This is a genomic window from Desulfosediminicola ganghwensis, assembly GCF_005116675.2.
In the GTDB taxonomy this organism is placed as follows: domain Bacteria; phylum Desulfobacterota; class Desulfobulbia; order Desulfobulbales; family Desulfocapsaceae; genus Desulfopila; species Desulfopila ganghwensis.
Genome location: NZ_CP050699.1, coordinates 488,682 through 507,835, shown reverse-complemented (window position 1 = coordinate 507,835; position 19,154 = coordinate 488,682). Strand labels below are relative to the sequence as shown.

The following is a 19,154-nucleotide window of genomic DNA, read 5'->3' as shown; positions in this document are numbered from 1 at the left end:
AGTGTTTTATGTACGTTACATTCCATGGTGCAACTCGAGAAGTAACCGGCTCATTTCATACTGTCGACACCGGCAATGACAGAATTGTTCTGGATTGCGGGCTCTTCCAGGGTAAACGTAAAGAGGCGGAAGCTAAAAACCGGGTTCTTGCGGTAGACCCGAAGGGTATCACAAATTTAGTGCTCTCCCATGCTCATCTTGATCATTCCGGAAGAATTCCGATGGTGGTGAAAGAAGGTTTTGCCGGTGGGGTTTTCTGTACCAGGGCAACTGCCAGTGCCTGTGAATATTTGCTGCGCGATTCGGCCAAAATTCAGGAAGGTGATGCTTCCTACCTGAATTACAAGACTGCAAGAAACTTCATGGCCAAACTCAAGACTGGTGGCAAAACGAAAGTCTCCAGGGAAGAGATGGCTGAGATCAAGGCTATGCTGAAGAAAGGGGAGCACAGGCTGAATAGTGAGGCAATTGTAGATCTTCTCCATGAACATCAGTTGGAGGTAGTGACACCGCTTTATTCTATGGAAGATGCTGAGGATTCGCTCAGCCATTTTCATGGCGTTCCCTATGAAAGTAGCACCGTGATTGGTGACAACCTGAGTTGTACCTTTTACGACGCAGGCCATATATTGGGCTCTGCCATGGTTGTATTGAGTAAGAGCAACGGCAGCACCACAAAAAATATCATGTTCTCTGGCGATATCGGCAGGTTTAATAAACCAATTATCAACGATCCTGAGTTGAATTTTGCCGGGGAACATCAGGATATCGACTTGTTGATCATGGAGTCCACCTATGGGAATCGGCAGCATGAGCCTGTTCAGGATATGAAACCAATGCTCAAAAAGGTGCTGCAGGAGACTTTTGCCAGGGGCGGGTCAGTACTGATCCCGGCCTTTGCCTTCGGTAGAACCCAGGAGATTATCTATTACCTCCATGAGCTGTATATGGCTGGAGAGGTGCAGCGGGTTCCGGTTTATGTCGATAGCCCTTTGGCTACCAATATCACGCATGTTTTCGGTGAACATCCGGAAACATATGATGACGATACCCATGAGACATTTTTGGAAAACGGTTTGAACCCATTCAACTTCCAGCACCTGAAGTTTGTGCAGACGGTGGAGGAGTCGATGGCTTTGAACAGAGACACCCGCTCACATATTGTCATAGCCGGTTCCGGTATGTGTGAAGGGGGCCGAATTCTGCACCACTTGCGGCATAAGATCCATAACGACCGCAACACAGTCCTGATTGTTGGGTATATGGGTACCAATACATTTGGTCGGCAGATTCAGGAAAAGGCAGAGGAATTTGAGTCAGGAGGGCGAAAAGGATTGCCACCGATGGTGCGTTTCTATAACAAGGAATACCCGTTGAAGGCAAATGTGGTTACTCTCGGCGGGTTCAGTGCCCATGGGGATCGGGAGGAACTTTACCGTGTGTTGACTGAATCCAATTTGAAAATTAAAAAAATCGCCCTGGTGCATGGTGAGGAGGATCAGGCCTTCAGCTTCAGAGATTTTCTCAGCGATAAAGGCTTTGATGTTCTGGTACCGTACCAGGGTCAGACAATTCATATCTCCTGATTATATAGAGTAAACCGGCGCCAGGCCGGCTTGCTCTGCCTTGGCCAGAAGGCTTCTCCTGTTACGGGCAATAGTCTGTAACAGGAGCTCCCTCACAGGGGGCACCGACCCTGTCCCGAATATCTCAAAAAAAAATAAAGCTATTACATCGTAAAAAGCGAATTGGACCCAGGAGCTTGTCGGATTAAGCCCTTTTTGACCAACTCCTCGTTATTTGTAAAAAAATAATGCATGCAATATTAATTATATGGCTCCGCTTATTTTTTCCCAAATGTCTCGATTTGGCAAAAAAATGCAATATTCCGATACGCTCCCAGTGGATATAAAAATGTTGAGGTGCGCATGCCTGAAGGTTTCTGATAACTTTCTGCGGTGGGAGTAACTCATACATTGTGGTGGCGCTTTGATAGACCAATCGACATGGGTGGTCTTTTGGGTGAATGGGGCCATGATCCATGGCGACATGAAGGGGGGGCGTGGTTTGTGCAAAACGCTCCAGGAAAGTCTCAGGCGGCCTGGAGTCCGGAAAAAGAGACATGAAAATGGGGATGTAGTTCGTTGTTGGCGGATTGTTAGCCAGGAAGGTTGGTCTGGGGATTGGGTGGACTGTCTTGGGAGTGCAGGAAACGTGATCGGGGGGAAGTGTCAGTGTGGGGCTGCTGTGTGTCAAGCGGAGAGCATGGAAGTGAAACTGAAAGTGGCGACTATTCCAATATAATTACCTGAAAAGCTATAGCAAACTTGATACATGCGGATTGGTCTAAAGTCTGACATTTCGGACAGTCTTGGTTTATTGCCGGAGTGGCCTGCGAGCGACACCGGGTAGTTGAAATATATTATGCAAAAACAACAGCATGGGTAAGTCTTGTCGCTTGATTGGCCGATTGCGTGAGTTGATAAACTCGCATAATATCTGCGCTCTCGATGAGTTATTTCGACTAGAGCATTCTTGAATTTAAGACAGACGGGTATTTGTTGAAACCTGGTTTCCGCCCAGAATGCCTTGGACGACTGAGAAACCCTGGGTAAGTTGTAACGGTTGAATTTCTGGCACAATTCCTGCGTGTAATGACAAGTTGATGAGGGAGGGGTAGCGGTCATCTACTTCTTGCTTCAGATAATCATGATGGGCGTGTTGGCTGCGGCTGTCTGGAGAGGCTGCGTTCTGGTGCAAGGCCGGAGGGTGGCAACACAGCAAACAGTAAGGAGGAGTTGTTTCATGAAAAAGTTATTTGCAGGTGCATTGACAGCATGTTTGGCGGTTGGCCTGACTATGGGTTCAGCAGATGCCGCAAAGCGTGAAAAGTTTGGGGTTGATGAGCGCCATAAGGTGGCAAAGCGGGTGAATTTTAAGCCGTCTGACGAGAAGATTCGCTGGAAGATGGTAATGCCTTGGTCCAAAGGACTTCTTTTTTATGATGTCGCTGTTCACTTTGCCGACAGTGTTCGCCTGGCCTCTGCCGGTCGCCTGGATATCAAACCTTTTTCCGCTGGAGAGCTTGTTCCTGCAATGCAGTCTTTTGACGCCGTTTCAAAAGGTTCTGCCCAGGTTGGTCACGATTGGCCAGGATACTGGAAAGGCAAGAACGAGGCTTTCGTTGCTTTTGCTTCCGTACCTTTCGGTCTTGATGCAGAGGGTTACAACATCTGGCTGCAGGAGAAAGGCGGCACCGAGATGATGCAGGAAATCTACGGTCAGTTCGGGCTCTACGCACTTCCAGGCGGTCAGCTCGGCCAGGAGATGGGGCTGTTCTCCAACAAGCGCGCGACCAAGATGGAAGATTTTAAAGGCATGCGTCTTCGTACTCCTGGTTGGTACATGGATATCATGAACAACCTGGGCGCTTCCGTTACCCCGCTGCCGGGTGGTGAAGTTTACCTTGCGCTTGAGCGTGGTGTTATTGATGCAGCAGAGTTCTCTTCACCGGCAATCAACTACCCAATGGGTTTTGATGAGATCACCAAATACGCAATTCAGCCGGGTGTCCATCAGCCGGCAATCCAGTGCGCCCTGTTCTTTAACCAGGAAGCCTGGGAAAGCCTGCCGGACGATCTGAAGTGGATTGTGAAGATCGCAGCTGCGGAGACCCAGGCGTGGTCATACAACTGGGTAAACTCCCTGAACGCAGAAGCTATCAAGCGGTTCTCTGAGAAAGTTGAGATTGTGAAGATGGACAAAGAGACTCTCATTGAATTCCGTAAGGTTGCAAAAACCTACATCGACTCTGTTAAAGAGAAGCATCCTGACGTGAAGAAGGTCATGGATAGCCAGGAAGCATTCATTGAGGAATTCTCCATATGGCGTGAGGCCCGCGGTGGTGCAACTCCTTGGCCGTATGAGACCTACATCAGTGGTCAGATCAACGAGTAAGATTGTATCGCAGACGATCCTGGCGCAATCGAATCGTACCCTGTAATTCTCAGAAGTTTTCATGAGAACTACAGGGTGGAAACTGCGAGCAGTCAGGGGAATGGCCCCTCTTCTATCCTCTGGATAAGGGGAGGGGCATCTGGTTGAAGCGGAAGAATCTGTTGATCTACTTCAAGAAAGGATAGTGTGATGTTTTCAAAAATCTCCAGGGGCATCGACACCTTCAGCACCAAACAGGGTGAACTGACATCGATGCTGATTATACCCCTGCTGGTCGTTGTTCTCTATGAAGTGCTGATGCGTTATGGCTTCAATACACCGACCTCTTGGGGCTTTGAAGTGACAGCGTTTTTGTATGGTATGCACTATATGTTCGGTATTTCCTATACCGATGTGAAAAACGGGCATGTTCGTGTTGATATTTTCACCTCACTGGCTTCGAAGAAGGTGCAGGCTGCGATCAGCGCCCTGACAACCTTAGTACTTTTCCTGCCGGTGATGACGTGTATGACCATCTGGTCTGGCAAGTTCGCCTGGTACTCTATCGAGGGACTTGAGAGAAATTCCACCAGCTGGGCTCCGGTGATCTACCCTTACAAAATTGTTATGGCGCTCTGCTTTCTGTTTTTACTGTTGCAGGGTATCTCTAACCTCATAAAAGACTTGCAGGTTTTCTTTGATAAAAGTGAGGAGCGGTAATCATGAGCCCGGAAATTCTTACAGTGGCCATGTTTGCCACACTTATACTTGCGATTACTTTAGGGCATCCGCTTGCCTATACCCTGGCGGCGGTGGCCACTTTATTTGGTTTGATCGATAATGGGTTTGATGTTGCAGGCTTGTTTGACATGTTTGCCAACAACTGCTGGGGGCTGATGAACAATTATGTTCTGGTGGCCATCCCTCTGTTCATACTCATGGCTCAGTTGCTCGATCGCTCCAAGGTTGCCGATGAACTGTTTGAGACGTTGTACGTCGTACTCGGCGGCTTAAAAGGCGGTCTGGGGCTTGCGGTGGTCGTGGTGTGTACTGTTTTTGCAGCAACTACCGGTATTATCGGCGCTTCAGTTGTAGCCATGGGCCTGCTTGCCACACCGGCCCTTATGAAAAAGGGGTATCAGAAGGAGATGTCGGCTGGTATCATCTGCGCCGCTGGAACCTTGGGTATTTTGATCCCGCCCTCGATCATGATGGTTGTCTACGGTGGCCTGACCGGACTGAAAGAGACATCGGTCGGTAACTTGTTTGCCGGAGCCATTTTTCCCGGCCTGCTGTTGGCTGGGCTCTATTTCACATACATTCTGGTGCGTTGTACCATTAATCCTCAGCTTGGTCCGCCTATTGCCAAAGAAGAGGCTTCTAAATGGACGGCTGGTCAGAAGATGTTGCTGACCCTGAAGTCCCTCATTCCGCCGATGGCCCTGATTCTTGCTGTTATGGGTACTATCCTGGCTGGTGTGGCGACTCCTACAGAGGCAGCTGCACTTGGTGCCTTTGGTGCGTTGATACTGGCGATCGCCAATAAAAAGTTCAGCTGGCAGGTGATGAAGGACTCTGCCCATGCCACCATGTCGACCACGGCAATGGTTATGATGCTGTTTATCGGTGGTAAATTTTTCAGCACCGTTTTCCTTTCCATGGGTGGCGGTGATGTGGTTGCAGACGTTCTGGTCGGTTCGGGTATGAACCGGTACGCAGTGTTGCTGATTATGATGGGCATAGTCTTTTTGATGGGCATGTTTATCGACTGGGCGGCGATTCTGCTGGTTACCGTGCCGATCTTTATGCCGATCGCCATGGAGCTGGAGTTTGATCCCCTTTGGTTCTCGCTATTGCTCTGTGTAAATCTGCAGACCTCATTCCTTACCCCGCCGTTTGGTTATGCCCTCTTCTACTTTAAAGGTGTAGCACCAGAGGGGTATACCATGGGCCACATCTACAGAGGTATTATGCCGTTTGTTTTCCTGCAGATAATCGGTTTGCTTATTCTGGCGGTGTTCCCGGGTATTATTACCTGGCTGCCATCGGTATTTTTCGGGGGTTGATGAAATATTGATAACCTGCTCTGCGTAATTCTATTACGCGAGAATGTGAGAAGGGCCGCATCCTGTGCAGGGATGCGGCCTTTTTTGTGTTTGGTATGACGAGTTCAACCGCCGTGAAGGCAGGAATTTTCATTATCGCCTGGTGGGCAGCGCAACAACGACTAAAATCGCTATCAGCTCTTTGGTAAAATCGCCGAATTCATGGTGAAAAAAAGCCAACTTCGGAGTAGCATATTGGCTACATGTAGCAATACAGATACGTATTGAGCAGGCAGGTGATGTTGAATTTTGCAATTGGGGCGAGTCTATGAACTGTACGAAGAGATTGAAGGCTTTCGAGAGAATTTTCGAACATATCCACGGTGGTGCGGCAGTTATTGATCCAGGCGGCCTCATAACCCATTTCAACGAGCCATATGGCCGTTTTCTCGGGGTAGACCCTAAAGGCCAGATTGGTAGGCATATTACCGATGTCGTAGAAAACACGCGGATGCATATTGTGGCGCGAACCGGTAAGGCTGAAATGAACGAGAGCCAGTCTATCAAGGGGCAGAATATGCTGGTCCAGCGTATTCCAATCAAGGAGAACGGCAAGGTAATTGCGGTTTTCGGGCAGGTTGTCTTTAAGGATATCCGAGATGTCGGCAAGTTGGCGCAAAAACTCTCGGAGCTGGAGTCAAAGGTTCGTATTTATCAGAAGGAGCTGAACTCTCTACGTTCCACCAAGTATACGTTTGACTCTATAATTGGTGAAAGTGATGGTATCATCCAATTGAAGAAAGAGGCCTTAAAGGCAGCGGCTACAAATCTTTCTGTTATGATTTCGGGTGAATCAGGAACCGGTAAGGAGCTTTTCGCCCAGGCAGTTCACAGTGAAAGCTTCAGGAAATGCAGACCCTTTATCAGGCTGAATTGTGCGGCAATCCCCAAAGATTTAATGGAATCTGAGCTGTTTGGTTATGGCAAGGGTGCTTTTACCGGTGCCAGGCCGACCGGCAAGGCCGGTAAGTTTGAGTTGGCTGATACCGGGACTCTGTTTCTGGATGAAATTGGCGATTTGCCGCTTGAAATGCAGCCCAAGCTGTTGAGGGTACTGGAAGAGAAGGAGTTTGAGCGGGTTGGCAGTAACCGCATGATACACTCGGATTTCAGGCTGATCGCGGCGAGCAATCAAAACCTTGAGGAGATGGTGGACCGAGGCGAATTCAGGGCTGATCTCTATTATCGCCTGAGTGTTGTGCCGCTGCATATCCCACCCCTGCGTGAGCGCGGCAGGGATGTCCTGTTGCTTGCTCATCACATGCTGGAGCAGAACCTTGATGAAGTGACTGGTGCCGGGCTCAGGTTCAGTAACGAGGCAGAGGAACTGCTCCTCAAGCATAATTGGCCGGGTAATGCGAGGGAATTGCATAATGTGGTTGAACGGACGATGGCCACCTGTGAGGAGTCGTTGATTACTCCGGCAGATCTTCCACTTTATCTGCATAAAAATACCATTGGGTCCGCGACAATTCAGCATTCACTGTTGAAAGAGGTGGTGGCCCGGGCTGAGAAGAGTGCAATTGTAGACGCCTTGAAGATGACTGCGTATAATAAAGCGAAAGCTGCAGATATGTTGGGAATTCACCGGACTTTACTCTACAAGAAGGCGCGCAAGTATAGTATCCCCCTCACGCCTGGTTAGCTATTGCGCAAGGGGGCTCAGCGGCGAATTGGATGGGAGGTCAGCAGATTAAACTCTCATTGGCTGGGACCCCATTGGCGCATCGTTGAAGATTCTGTTGTCCATCAGCCGTGGAGTCTTGCGCATGGCAGGCTCAAAATCCATCTGATCAAGAATATCTTTTTGCAGATCGATTCCAGGTGCTATTTCGGTGAGTTCAAAACCGGCATCGGTAAGTTCGAAAACGCAGCGCTCTGTGATGTAGAGGACTTTCTGGCCGCGCTTCCTGGCATATTCACCGCTGAAGGTGACATGCTCAACCTGTCCCCGAACGAATTTTCTGGCTTTTCCTTCATTGGTGATTCGCATTTCGCCATTTTCGATTGCGACCTTTAAACCGCCGGCGGTGAAGGTGCCAAGAAATACCACCGTGCTGGCATTTTGGCTGATGTTGATAAAGCCGCCAGCACCAGCCAGTTTCGTACCAAATTTCGAGACATTGACATTCCCCAGCCCGTCAGCCTGGGCCATGCCGAGAAAGGTGATGTCGAGTCCACCGCCGTCGTAGAAATCGAACTGATAGGGTTGGTCTATCAATGCTTCGGTGTTGACCGCCGCCCCGAAGCTGAGGCCCCCTGCAGGGATTCCACCGATTACGCCGGGTTCTGCGGTGAGGACTATCTGGTCGAGTAATCCCTCTTCGTTGACCACGTCGGAGACACCTTCTGGCATGCCGATGCCGAGATTGACAATGTCGCCGGCCTGAAGCTCAAACGCTGCTCTTCTGGCAATGACTTTCCTTGGTCCCATCTCCATTGGCGGCAATGACTCCACAGGAACCTTTACTTTGCTGGCATAGGCGGGATTGTATTGTTCACCAAATGTTTGCCAGTGATTTTCCGGTTCTGAAACCACTACGTAATCTACAAGAATGCCAGGAATCTTGACATCTCTCGGGTTGAGCGAGCCGTTTTCGGCAACCCTCTCCACCTGTACGATAACCTTGCCGCCTGAATTACGGGCCGCCATGGCGATGGCAAGAACCTCTAAGGTGAGTGCCTCTTTTTCCATGGTGACGTTGCCGGATTGGTCGGCGGTGGTTCCACGAATGAGGGCGATATTGACCGGCTGGGTTTTGTATGCCAGAAACTCTTCGCCATCGAACTCCATGAGTTCCACGATATCCTCGGTGGTGGTAGTGTTGATTTTGCCGCCGCCATTTCGTGGGTCAACGAAAGTACCGAGACCGACGTGGCTGATAGTGCGGGGTTTTCCTGCGGCAATATCACGAAACATCGTGGAAATGACGCCCTGGGGCAGATTGTAGGCCACGATCTTGTTTTCGACCGCGAGCTTTTGCAGGGTTGGAACCAGGCCCCAGTGGCCGCCAACGACTTTGCCGACCATCCCTTCGTGTCCAAGATGGTTGAGGCCACGGGATTTGCCGTCCCCCTGGCCTGCGGCATAGATGATACCGAGATTACGGGGAGCGCCTGTGGCAAGAAACCGTTCTTCGAGTGCGATACAGAGATGTTCGGCAAAGCCGATACCAACAAAACCGCCTGTAGCTATCATATCTCCATCTTGAATTGCCGTTACGGCTTCAGCGGCGGAAACAACTTTGTTTTTGTTGAGTACTGGAGGATCATAATCCGGGGACATCTTCATAATCTCACCTGAATGTTATCGGTAATAAATTCATTTTATCTACATTTCATTGCGTTGGAGGCCATTGGGCGCCAAGGTTGTTCAAAATAAATCTGAGCAATAACTATGCCCATAAAGTGTAGAGGTGATAGACGGAGTGGGTGGCGTGGACTTTGCAGGTTGCATAACAAAGAAAAAGCAGACCACAAACAAACATGTAAGCAGGTTCAACAGCTATCGAACAGGAGGGACGTATGCTTCAGGTAAAAGACTCCGTTGCAGTCATAACCGGCGGGAGTGGCGGGATTGGCAGGGCATTGGCTGAAGGTTGGCTGAAAGAAGGCGGCAAGGTTGTTATAGCAGATGTGCAGGAGGAGGCACTTCAGGCGGCAGAACGCGAGTTAAAAGAGATCGGCGACGGCGTTGCCTCCATTATCTGCAATGTCACTCAAGAGGAAGATAACACCAGGCTTGCCGAGTTTGCCATTGAGCGCTTTGGGGCGATTAATCTGGTGGCTCCTTTTGCCGGAATCACCGGAGACGGCCTGATGATAAAAACTGATCGGGAAACGGGTAAGGTGGTGGGCAAAATGTCTCTCGAGAAGTTTCAGAGGGTCATAGATATAAACCTTACAGGGGTGTTTCTGACGGTTCGTGAATGTGTTGAGCAGATGGTGAACCATAACTCGAAAGGTCTGGTATGTCTGGTATCTTCCACCGGTTCTCTGGGCACGGCAGGCCAGATCAACTATTCATCGTCCAAAGCGGCGATGGCGGTGATGCCAAAAGTGCTTACTGCTGAATTTTTCAGGAGAAATCTGGCCGATAAAATTCGTTGCATGGCAGTAGCGCCTGGTTATGTGGGCACAGCCATGGTAAAAAGCATAGACGAGCGAATTATCGGTAAAATCATCGAGCAGGTGCCGATTGGCAGGTTGATAGAGCCGGAGGAGGTCGTGTCATTGATAAGAGAGTTATATGTCAATGAGGCGATGGCTGGGGAAACGGTATTTATTCACGGTGGTTTGCGGCTCGGATCGAAGGGGTAGGCGACGTACAAACAGATCTTTAATTGAAAGGAGCTGGAAATGAAAGACGTTGTAATTGTGAGTGGTAAACGAACTGCAATTGGTGCCTATAGCGGCACCCTTAAAGACACACCTGTAGTCGATCTTGGCGCGGCAGTACTGAAAGAAACCCTGAAATCCGCTGGGCTTCGACCAGTCACGAGTGAAGAGTGTAGCAGATTTGCTCCAGAGCCTCTGGCTGGTGCAGGGAAGATTGAACTTGAGCAGCAGTATGACGATTATGATGCCGGGCTGCAGTCCATTGAGATCGATCAGGTCATCATGGGCAATGTGCTTGGTGCAGGTCAGGGACAGAATGTCGGCCGGCAGGCCATGATCCGGGCCGGTATCCCCAAAGAGACCAGCGCAACTACCGTGAACAAGCTGTGTGCTTCCGGCATAGAGTCGGTGGCGCTGGCAACCAACGCCATTCGTTGCGGTGACGCTGATGTCATTCTGGCAGGCGGCATGGAATCCATGAGCAGGGTGCCGTATGGTCTTGGCACCGCTCGCTGGGGACAGCGGATGGGTGACGGCAAGATGATTGACCTGATGGTTTTCGATGGTCTTTACGAAACGTTTTACGGTTACCACATGGGGATGACGGCAGAAAATATCGCTGCCAAGTACGGCATCAGCCGCCAGGAACAGGATGAGATCGGTGCCCTGAGTCATCAGCGGGCCATGGCGGCGATTAAGACCGGCATCTTTGAAGATGAAATTGTGCCGATTGTCATTCCCCAGCGAAAAGGCGACCCGGTTATTTACAAAGTCGATGAGCGGCCCATGGAGACCAGCGCAGAAAAAATGGGCAGGATTCGTCCCGCTTTTATAAAGGATGGCACAGTAACCGCTGGTAATGCGTCCGGCATCAATGATGCGGCGGCAGCGCTGCTGCTGATGTCTGCCGATAAGGCCAAAGAGCTTGGGTTGACTCCACTGGTGAAGATCAAAGCACATTCAACAGCGGGTCTTGATCCGGCCTATATGGGGCTCGGCCCTATTCCGGCCGTTCGTAAGCTGATGGCAAAGGAGGGTCTGACGATTTCAGATTTCGATTCCCTGGAGCTGAACGAGGCCTTTGCCGTGCAGGCCATGGCCTGTATGCGTGAGCTGGGCTGTGATATTGAAAAGACCAATGTCTATGGCAGCGGTATTTCTCTTGGTCATCCCATTGGTTGTACCGGTAGCCGCATATTGGTGACTCTGATGGGCCAGATGAAGAGAAAAAATCAGTCTCTCGGGCTGGCGTCGCTCTGTATCGGTGGTGGTATGGGCATGGCCATGGTATTGGAGAACTGTTGATAGAGCATCAGCAACTATTTTAGGGTACCATACAGCAGCACGGTTAAGCGAAAGAGGAGAGGGCGAGCGGCCCTTTCCTCTTTTCTATTTGTCTTCAGGACTTTTCAGGTAAATTCAGAAAAATAGTGGAAGTGTATCGACAGACAGTTTCTCTCTACCCGTTTCATCCTTTGCCCCATTGGCAGATAGCGCTTGAATGTGAAATAGTCCGAGAGAGTGATGCCCTCACCCTACGGTATCGCCTAAGCGGGAATATTGAGCAGGTTCATATGCCCTCCAGGGATGATGGCAGGTGTACCAAAAGGCTGGACGGTCTCTGGGAGTCCACCTGCTTTGAATGTTTCCTGCAGGGTTTGAATTGCGATTCGTACCATGAGGTTAACGTGTCCCCGGCAGGGGACTGGAACCTGTATCGGTTTACCGGTTATCGTGCCGGCATGAGGCCTGAGCAGCGGGTATCGTCGCTTTACTCGAAGTCAAAGTGGTCGCAGGAGAGAGTTGGCCTTGATGTTACAATTCCCCTGGCGGAACTGGAGCTTTCGGGCAGAGCATTTCGAGTTGGCCTGAGCGCGGTAATATCTTGTGTGGATAATCAGAAAAGTTACTGGGCGGCTCACCATCCGGGTACGAAACCGGATTTTCATAATGAGGCGGGCTTTATTGTCGATCTGCCGAGACCATGAACAATCATTCACAGGAGGGACGGCATGAAAAAAATCGCATTAATTGCCTACACCGGCGAGTTGGTCTGTTTTTCCCATGTACTGCTCTATTGCCTTGATTATCATCAGAAAGGCTATAGGCTCGAACTGGTCATAGAAGGTGCTGCTACCCGATTGATTACCGATCTTGGGCAACCGGGCAAACCATTTGCCGAGCTTTATGACAAAGTGTGCAAAGCGGGGCTGATTGGTTGTATCTGTCTTGCCTGCTCCAAAAAAATGGGGAGCTATGATGAGGCCCTTCGGCAGGGGTTGACCTTTGGCAGCGAACTGCAGGGGCATCCGTCCCTTGAACGTTTTACCAAAGAAGGCTATGAAGTAATGACGTTTTGACCCTGAGTCTGAGCAGAAAGTGATTACAATCCTAGGAGAAACACGTGGAAAACCCGATTGAACAGTATTGGCAGATACGGCTGGATGAGCTTCGTGTTCAGCTGGAGAAGAATAATTTTGAAGTATTTACAGCAGAGAACAGCGCAGAGGCCGGTGCTCTGGTGATGAACAAAATCCTGCCGGAGACCGGTGCGAAATCGGTCTCGTATGGTGGTTCCATGACCATGAAGTCAGCCGGATTGCACGATGCCTTGCTGGCCTGTGAAGGCATCGAGTTGCTGAGACCGGATGAGCCAGGGCTCTCTTTTGAGGAGAAGATCGAGCGCAGAAGGCAGGGCTTGCTCGTGGATTTCTATATTACCGGAACAAATGCGGTTACCGAGGCCGGGCATCTGGTGAACCTGGATATGATCGGCAATCGGGTTGGCGCCTTGACCTTTGGTCCGAAAAACGTGGTGGTCCTCATCGGCAGAAATAAGATTGTGCCGGATCTTGACTCAGCCATGTACAGGATTAAAGAATATGCCTCGCCGGTAAACGCCATGCGCCTCGATTGCAAGACGCCTTGTGTGAAAACAAGTCACTGTGAAGATTGCAAAAGCCCGGGAAGGATCTGCAATACCTGGACTATTACCGAAAAATCGTTTCCGAAGGCCCGGGTCAAAGTTGTTCTCATAAATGAAGAACTCGGATTCTAGAACCTGCCAGGCGTAAAGCCTGGCAATATCATACAGAGTAGTAGAAGTTATGCAGCGACATCCAATTGAGTTACTTTCTCCCGCCAGGGATCTTGCCTGCGGTGTCGCTGCAGTCAACCATGGCGCAGACGCGGTCTATGTCGGTGCGCCCAAATTCGGTGCCCGTGCCGCTGTGGGCAATTCTCTTCATGATATTGAACAGCTGATACGCCACGCCCACACCTTTAATGCCCGGGTCTATATCGCTTTAAATACCATTCTTACCGATGACGAGATTGAGGAGGCGACCCGTCTTGCCCATTCCCTTTATAATATCGGTGCGGATGCCCTGATCATTCAGGATATGGGGCTGCTCGAATGCGAGCTGCCGCCAATTTCCCTGCATGCCTCGACCCAGTGTAATAACCGCACTCCTGAAAAAGTTGAGTTCCTGGAGAAATGTGGTTTTCAGCAGATCGTGCTGGCCCGTGAGCTGAGTCTGGCCCAGATTCGTGAGATCCGGCAGAACAGCACAGTACCTCTGGAATGCTTCATTCACGGCGCACTTTGTGTTTCGTATAGCGGCCAGTGTTATATCAGCGAGGTGGTGACAGGCAGGAGTGCCAATCGCGGGGAGTGTGCGCAGTTTTGCCGGCATAAGTTTACGCTTAAGGATGGCTCTGGTAAGATCCTGGCCAAGGACAAGTATCTGTTGTCGTTGAAAGACCTTGATCTGTCGAATCATCTGAAATCGTTACTCGATGCCGGGGTAAGCTCTTTCAAGATTGAAGGGCGACTCAAGGGCATAGATTATGTAAAGAACGTTACGGCTTTTTATCGCAAAGCGTTGGATGAGCTTATCGATGCGGATGATAATCTCCAGCAGCTTTCATCGGGCCGCTGTCGATTTACCTTCACTCCAGATACAAGCAAGTCCTTTAATAGAGGGAAAACCGACTACTTCCTGACAAAAAAGAGAAACAGGGCAGGTTCCATCGATACCCCAAAATCGCTTGGAGAGCTTCTGGGAAAAGTTGTGCTGACTGGTAAGGGCAGCTTTGTTATTGCAACTCACATCACAGTACATAATGGTGATGGCCTCTGCTATTTCGATGAAAGTGGAAATTTGGTAGGGGTAAAGGCAAACCGGGCAGAGAGTGCGGGAGATGAACAGAAAATATTTCATCGAGATCGTAAGAATCCACACAAAGGAGCAGTTGTTTATAGGAATCTTGACACCGCCTTTATAAAAGAGCTCAGGCAAAGTGAAAACTGTCGTTTCCTTGAGGTGAGTTTCGCTGTGGGTGAAACGGAAAGCGGTTTGAAGTGCCAAATAGTCGATGAAGATGGAATATGCTCCGAAATGCTCCATGAGGTGAAACCGCAGCAGGCCAGGAAGGCGGGGATGATGGAGAGCGTTATCGAACGGCAGATGAAAAAAGTCGGGGGGACGCCTTTCAGGGTCGCTGTCGTGAAAGTCTTTGTGCGCGAGGACTCATTTTATGCGGCTTCAGACATAAACGAGTTGCGTAGAGCAGCTTGTGAGCAACATCTTCTTGTGCGTAAAGAAAAGTATGAGTCACAAACATTTGATCTGAAACCATCATCACATAAATGGCTTGCGGATACTGTTACCTATCTCGACAACATTCTAAACAGTAAGGCAAAGGCTTTTTATGCGAGACATGGTGTAAAAAACTTCCAACTTGAAATTTCCAAGGCTCGGTTGGCTGATGGGAGCAATGTCGAACTCATGCGAACACGGTATTGTTTGAAAGCGCAACTTGGCAGGTGTCCCAAAAGCAATAAGAAGTATGTGGAGAGTCTTGAGGTTGATGAGAGTATCAATCCAAATCGACACTATACCTTAAATGATAATACCGGGGTTTATGATCTGGAGTTCGATTGCGATAGATGTGAGATGGTTATTAGAACTCGGCAAGCTAGATTCAAGTAATAAGTGCAACACTCTTACCTATAAAGACTTCCAGAGGAGTTAGCCCTCCAAGTACCTTTCTCGGTGTTAGGTTTAACAATAAAATCCTATCCTCTATTTCCTGCTCAGACAGAGTTGAGATATCAAATCCTTTGGGCCAGAAGCGCCTGATCCTGCCATTTGTGTTTTCATTGGTTCCACGCTGCCAACTCGCAAGTGGTTTGGCAAAATAGATTTCCGTCCCTGTCGCTTCAGAAACGGTTGAATGATCGGCAAATTCCGAACCGTTATCAAGGGTAATCGTTCGGACCTCCGGCACTTTCCTCAATAACGCTGTCATTGCTGAGGCCACTTTGCCTTTTGTTTTCCTAGAAACTCGTTGGACCAATGTGAACCTGCTCATTCGATCAACGAGTGTAACCAGGTAACCCTTCTTGCCGTGGACTGTGTCACCTTCCCAGTCGCCAATGCGACTGCGCTTGTCTACAATTGCAGGTCTTTTAGAGATATCCTGGCGTTGAGGTATCAACGAAGCTCCAGCCATATGCCTTCTCTTGCCGTCTTTCCAGCGCTTTTTACCATGCCTTGGCAGTCGACTGAATAACCTCCCACCACGCGCTTTATCGTTATAAATACATGTTTCTGATTACCACCAATCCTCAGCACAACTCAAAACATGTTGAGGAATAGGGTCCGAGTTTACCGCGTCAACAATCAACGATGTAAGCAATAAGGGAAGCCTGAATCTACGATTGAAACGGTAACAAAATTCACCAAGATATCTAGGTAAATGGCGATGACTCATGCCATGATAGGTGCCAATGACTGCATTCTTCACATTACCAATTACGGTGTTGAGCCAATCGAACACTCTGAAATTTGGAGTGTTATATCGGCCTGTGGTTTTGATCGGATAGTGTATATGCCCGGTTTTTTCAACGCTTTTGAAGCAGGCAAGCCCATCGGATACTACGACTGATTCAGGGCTCAGGTGATGTTTGGCCCAGCGAAGCATCTCCGCTGATTCGTAGCTACCAACACGACTCAAACGCATGAATACTGGGTGGCCTGCTTCGTTACGCTGCAAGGCCGCTATGAATGGTGTTTTACCCGGTGCGCCCCGGCCACGTTTTCCACCAGATTTTTTACCGCCCCAGTAGACGTCGTCGACTTGAACCAGACCACCCAGAGGCATCGAGTCATCAGCTTTCTTCATAACCATTTGGAGTTTATGTTTTACCCTCGTTGCTGCATTCAAGGAATGATCCTGCTATAAAAGAGTGGACACCCAGATAAGCCAATATTAAAGAGATTGGCAGGAGGAAGATATGAGTGTTCAAAGAAGAAGATACGATCCAGATTTCAAGCGCAATGCAGTTCAGCTGACCGATGATCCCGGCAGGTCAGTGCAAGATGTAGCCGACAGTCTCGGTATCTCTAAAGACCTTCTCTACAAGTGGAGGCGTGAGTTTCGAGCCAAAGAAGAACTAGCTTTCCCTGGGAACGGTCGTGAGGCTCTGACTGAGCAGGAAAAGAAAATCAGGGACCTGGAGAAAAAGCTCAAGGATGCCGAGATGGAACGAGATATCCTAAAAAAAGCTGTGGCCATCTTCAGCAGAGCACCGAAATGAAATATAGATTTATTGAAAAGAACCGCTCAGCATTTCCGGTGAAGAAGATGTGCCAGGCTTTAGAAGTTACCCCGAGTGGTTTCTATCGTTGGGAGAAAGCTCCTATCTCCAAGCGAAAACGAGAAAATATACGGATTAAAGAGCGCGTGAAGGAGATCTTTAGCGTTCATAAAGGCATGGTCGGCAGCCCGCTTGTTACCGCTGACTTGCGAGATGAGCGTGAATTTTCCAGCGTTAGTCGGCCTCGCGTTGCGCGATTAATGAAAGAAATGGGGTTGAGGTGCAAAACAACAAAGAAATTCGTAGTAACAACCGATTCAAAACATAAGCAACCTGTAGCGTCGAATCTGCTCGATCGTAAATTCTCAGTTTCAGCTCCAAACACCGCCTGGGTGAGCGATATCACCTACATCAAGGTCGGTGCAAAATGGCATTATCTCACAGTGTTTATTGATCTATTCTCTCGCGCGATTGTTGGCTGGGATCTGAGCGATTCCCTGGAGAGTAAATCTGCAATATATGCACTTAAAAAAGCAATAATGAGGCGCAGGCCTGCACCAGGTTTGATGATCCATAGTGATCGTGGCATTCAGTATGCAAGTTCCAGTTTCAGGGCTGTACTAACACAGAATGGATATATTCAAAGCATGAGTCGCAAGGGAAATTGTTGGGATACTCAGTTATAGTGGTATTGAATGTCAGGCTAGCCTGACCCGTGCTGGGATTGGCTCTATTGCCTTTGCGTTGACCTGTCGGCTGGCCCTGGCGTTCCCCATGCATCACTGGGCCGATTGCTTGTGACCTAATAGGAGCTTTGTCCTGCATCTTGAGTGTCCTGTCCTGTAATCCGGGCTGGTGATACCTACTAAACTTTTAGGAGGTAGTCGATGAGCAGCCAACTGACACGTGAGGTAATCCTTGGTGTTGATACCCACTTGGACCAGCACATTGGAGTCGTCATTGATAGCGTAGGCAAACTTTTAGGTCATTTATCAGTTACAGCTAATTCAAAAGGATATAAACAATTAGCTAAATGGGCTCGATCTTTTGGAGACCTGCAAAGAGCGGGGATTGAAGGTACTGGAACTTATGGTGCGGGCCTGGCCAGGTATCTTGCTGCGGAGGATGTTTTAGTTCTGGAAATTAATCGACCAGATCGTTCAATGCGCCGATTTCGTGGAAAATCTGATCCAACAGATGCTGAGAGTGCAGCCCGCACCGTTTTATCAGGTACCGACTGTGCAGTTCCAAAATCACAGTCAGGTGCAGCAGAAGCAATGCGTATTATTTCAGTTGCTCGACGTAGCACGGTTAAATCCAGGACACAGACAATCAACCAGCTAAGAGGCTTGTTAATTTCTGCGCCAGATGAAATAAGATCAAGATTATGGAAATCAAATGCTGCCGAGTGTGCGAAATGCTGTGCACGCCTTCGTTCTTTGGGTGAAACAAACTGGTCGAAAACCTTGGCAACAACACTTCGCCTCCTTGCTAAGCGCTGGTTATACTTGACAGAAGAACTGAAGTTATTAGACAAAGATCTGGAACAATTGACTGCAAAAGCAGCTACGCGGGTGCGTAAGCAGTTTGGTGTCGGGCCTCAAACAGCTGCCATATTGCTATCTGTAGCCGGCGATAATCCTGAACGTTTACGAAGTGAATCAGCACTTGCATCGTTGTGCGGTGTTAACCCTTTGGAAGCATCTTCTGGGAAAACAGTCCGTCACCGCCTGAATAGAGGTGGTAACCGAGCTGCAAACAATGCTCTCTGGACGATCGCCATGGTACGCATGAGGAGTGATCCACGCACCCAGGTTTATGTCGCTCGTAGAACTGCAGAAGAAAATCCGTGAAAGAGATACATCGTTGTTTGAAACGTTATATTGTCAGAGAATTGTACCCATTAATTTTGGCTGATTTGGAAGATGCCGCCTTGACCTCTTGACATAGGAGCGTCAATGCAGTCGCTGAATCCTTCTTTGCCTCTTTGAAGACACAGCTGACTCATCATGTGAAATTTCGCGACAAATTGGAAGCCGAGCATTCACTGTTCAACTATATAGAGGTCTATTTTAATCGTCAGAGGAAGCACTCGACGAACGGTTACAAAGCACCAGCTCTTTTTGAGCAGGAGTGGTGGGATAGGGAAAAAACGGCTTAACTAGGGTTCC

The 19,154-nt window shown here is 49.2% G+C and carries 12 protein-coding genes and 5 pseudogenes; 14 read left to right on the top strand and 3 right to left on the bottom strand.

The features are described from left to right. Positions 1-8 precede the first annotated feature (8 nt). From FCL45_RS02190 to FCL45_RS02170, 5 genes are all read left to right on the top strand, one after another. Entirely contained in the window at positions 9-1,586 is a 1,578-nt protein-coding gene (locus tag FCL45_RS02190; protein WP_136799314.1) for an MBL fold metallo-hydrolase RNA specificity domain-containing protein, read from the top strand. A gap of 1,219 nt (positions 1,587-2,805) precedes the next feature. After that, positions 2,806-3,957, top strand: coding sequence for a TRAP transporter substrate-binding protein (locus FCL45_RS02185; RefSeq protein WP_136799313.1), 1,152 nt, complete (start codon positions 2,806-2,808; stop codon positions 3,955-3,957). 189 nt (positions 3,958-4,146) lie between these two features. Further along, positions 4,147-4,656, top strand: coding sequence for a TRAP transporter small permease subunit (locus tag FCL45_RS02180; RefSeq protein WP_136799312.1), 510 nt, complete (start codon positions 4,147-4,149; stop codon positions 4,654-4,656). Between the two features lie 2 nt (positions 4,657-4,658). Continuing rightward, positions 4,659-6,002, top strand: a complete 1,344-nt coding sequence (locus FCL45_RS02175) for a TRAP transporter large permease (RefSeq protein ID WP_136799311.1) — start codon at positions 4,659-4,661, stop codon at positions 6,000-6,002. Between the two features lie 307 nt (positions 6,003-6,309). Continuing rightward, positions 6,310-7,686, top strand: coding sequence for a sigma-54 interaction domain-containing protein (locus FCL45_RS02170; protein WP_136799310.1), 1,377 nt, complete (start codon positions 6,310-6,312; stop codon positions 7,684-7,686). Between the two features lie 69 nt (positions 7,687-7,755). Here FCL45_RS02170 and FCL45_RS02165 read toward each other — a convergent pair. Further along, a pseudogene (locus FCL45_RS02165) lies at positions 7,756-9,333 on the bottom strand (acyl CoA:acetate/3-ketoacid CoA transferase); the annotation flags it as partial. 233 nt (positions 9,334-9,566) lie between these two features. On the opposite strand from FCL45_RS02165, the gene FCL45_RS02160 reads away from it, so the two are divergent. The 6 genes from FCL45_RS02160 to FCL45_RS02135 all read left to right on the top strand — a co-directional run bounded on the left by FCL45_RS02160 (position 9,567) and on the right by FCL45_RS02135 (position 15,373). Then, entirely contained in the window at positions 9,567-10,361 is a 795-nt protein-coding gene (locus tag FCL45_RS02160) for an SDR family NAD(P)-dependent oxidoreductase (RefSeq protein WP_136799308.1), read from the top strand. 39 nt (positions 10,362-10,400) lie between these two features. Next, complete coding sequence (locus FCL45_RS02155; RefSeq protein WP_136799307.1) at positions 10,401-11,684, top strand: acetyl-CoA C-acetyltransferase; 1,284 nt, start codon at positions 10,401-10,403, stop codon at positions 11,682-11,684. 125 nt (positions 11,685-11,809) lie between these two features. Next, the gene (locus FCL45_RS02150; protein ID WP_167495879.1) at positions 11,810-12,367 is read left to right on the top strand and encodes a DOMON-like domain-containing protein; all 558 of its coding nucleotides are present in this window, start codon (positions 11,810-11,812) and stop codon (positions 12,365-12,367) included. A gap of 24 nt (positions 12,368-12,391) precedes the next feature. Continuing rightward, positions 12,392-12,739 carry a cytoplasmic protein gene (locus FCL45_RS02145; RefSeq protein WP_136799305.1) on the top strand — a complete coding sequence of 116 codons (348 nt, stop codon included), beginning with the start codon at positions 12,392-12,394 and terminating at the stop codon, positions 12,737-12,739. A 44-nt stretch (positions 12,740-12,783) separates the two neighbouring features. After that, positions 12,784-13,437, top strand: coding sequence for a lactate utilization protein (locus FCL45_RS02140; protein WP_136799304.1), 654 nt, complete (start codon positions 12,784-12,786; stop codon positions 13,435-13,437). A 49-nt stretch (positions 13,438-13,486) separates the two neighbouring features. Continuing rightward, the gene (locus FCL45_RS02135) at positions 13,487-15,373 is read left to right on the top strand and encodes a peptidase U32 family protein (RefSeq protein ID WP_136799303.1); all 1,887 of its coding nucleotides are present in this window, start codon (positions 13,487-13,489) and stop codon (positions 15,371-15,373) included. Here FCL45_RS02135 and FCL45_RS02130 read toward each other — a convergent pair. Next, a pseudogene (locus FCL45_RS02130) lies at positions 15,366-15,998 on the bottom strand (IS30 family transposase); the annotation flags it as partial. The gene FCL45_RS02135 and the pseudogene FCL45_RS02130 sit on opposite strands and share 8 nt — an antisense overlap. Continuing rightward, positions 15,999-16,610 carry an IS1595 family transposase gene (locus FCL45_RS02125; protein WP_176359994.1) on the bottom strand — a complete coding sequence of 204 codons (612 nt, stop codon included), beginning with the start codon at positions 16,608-16,610 and terminating at the stop codon, positions 15,999-16,001. Positions 16,611-16,680: 70 nt separating this feature from the next. Here FCL45_RS02125 and FCL45_RS02115 point away from each other — a divergent pair. The 3 pseudogenes from FCL45_RS02115 to FCL45_RS02105 form a co-directional block, all read left to right on the top strand. Next, positions 16,681-17,657, top strand: a pseudogene (locus FCL45_RS02115) (IS3 family transposase); the annotation flags it as partial. A gap of 213 nt (positions 17,658-17,870) precedes the next feature. Beyond that, positions 17,871-18,928: pseudogene (locus FCL45_RS02110) on the top strand (IS110 family RNA-guided transposase). A gap of 21 nt (positions 18,929-18,949) precedes the next feature. After that, positions 18,950-19,144: pseudogene (locus FCL45_RS02105) on the top strand (IS3 family transposase); the annotation flags it as partial. Between the last annotated feature and the right edge of the window lie 10 nt (positions 19,145-19,154).

What these genes read in the sequence shown, in the direction of transcription:
- FCL45_RS02175 (WP_136799311.1), top strand. Translation starts at nt 4,659, where the DNA reads ATGAGCCCGGAAATTCTTACAGTGGCCATGTTTGCCACACTTATACTT.
- FCL45_RS02145 (WP_136799305.1), top strand. Translation starts at nt 12,392, where the DNA reads ATGAAAAAAATCGCATTAATTGCCTACACCGGCGAGTTGGTCTGTTTT.
- FCL45_RS02190 (WP_136799314.1), top strand. Translation starts at nt 9, where the DNA reads ATGTACGTTACATTCCATGGTGCAACTCGAGAAGTAACCGGCTCATTT.
- FCL45_RS02170 (WP_136799310.1), top strand. Translation starts at nt 6,310, where the DNA reads ATGAACTGTACGAAGAGATTGAAGGCTTTCGAGAGAATTTTCGAACAT.
- FCL45_RS02180 (WP_136799312.1), top strand. Translation starts at nt 4,147, where the DNA reads ATGTTTTCAAAAATCTCCAGGGGCATCGACACCTTCAGCACCAAACAG.
- FCL45_RS02185 (WP_136799313.1), top strand. Translation starts at nt 2,806, where the DNA reads ATGAAAAAGTTATTTGCAGGTGCATTGACAGCATGTTTGGCGGTTGGC.
- FCL45_RS02160 (WP_136799308.1), top strand. Translation starts at nt 9,567, where the DNA reads ATGCTTCAGGTAAAAGACTCCGTTGCAGTCATAACCGGCGGGAGTGGC.
- FCL45_RS02155 (WP_136799307.1), top strand. Translation starts at nt 10,401, where the DNA reads ATGAAAGACGTTGTAATTGTGAGTGGTAAACGAACTGCAATTGGTGCC.
- FCL45_RS02135 (WP_136799303.1), top strand. Translation starts at nt 13,487, where the DNA reads ATGCAGCGACATCCAATTGAGTTACTTTCTCCCGCCAGGGATCTTGCC.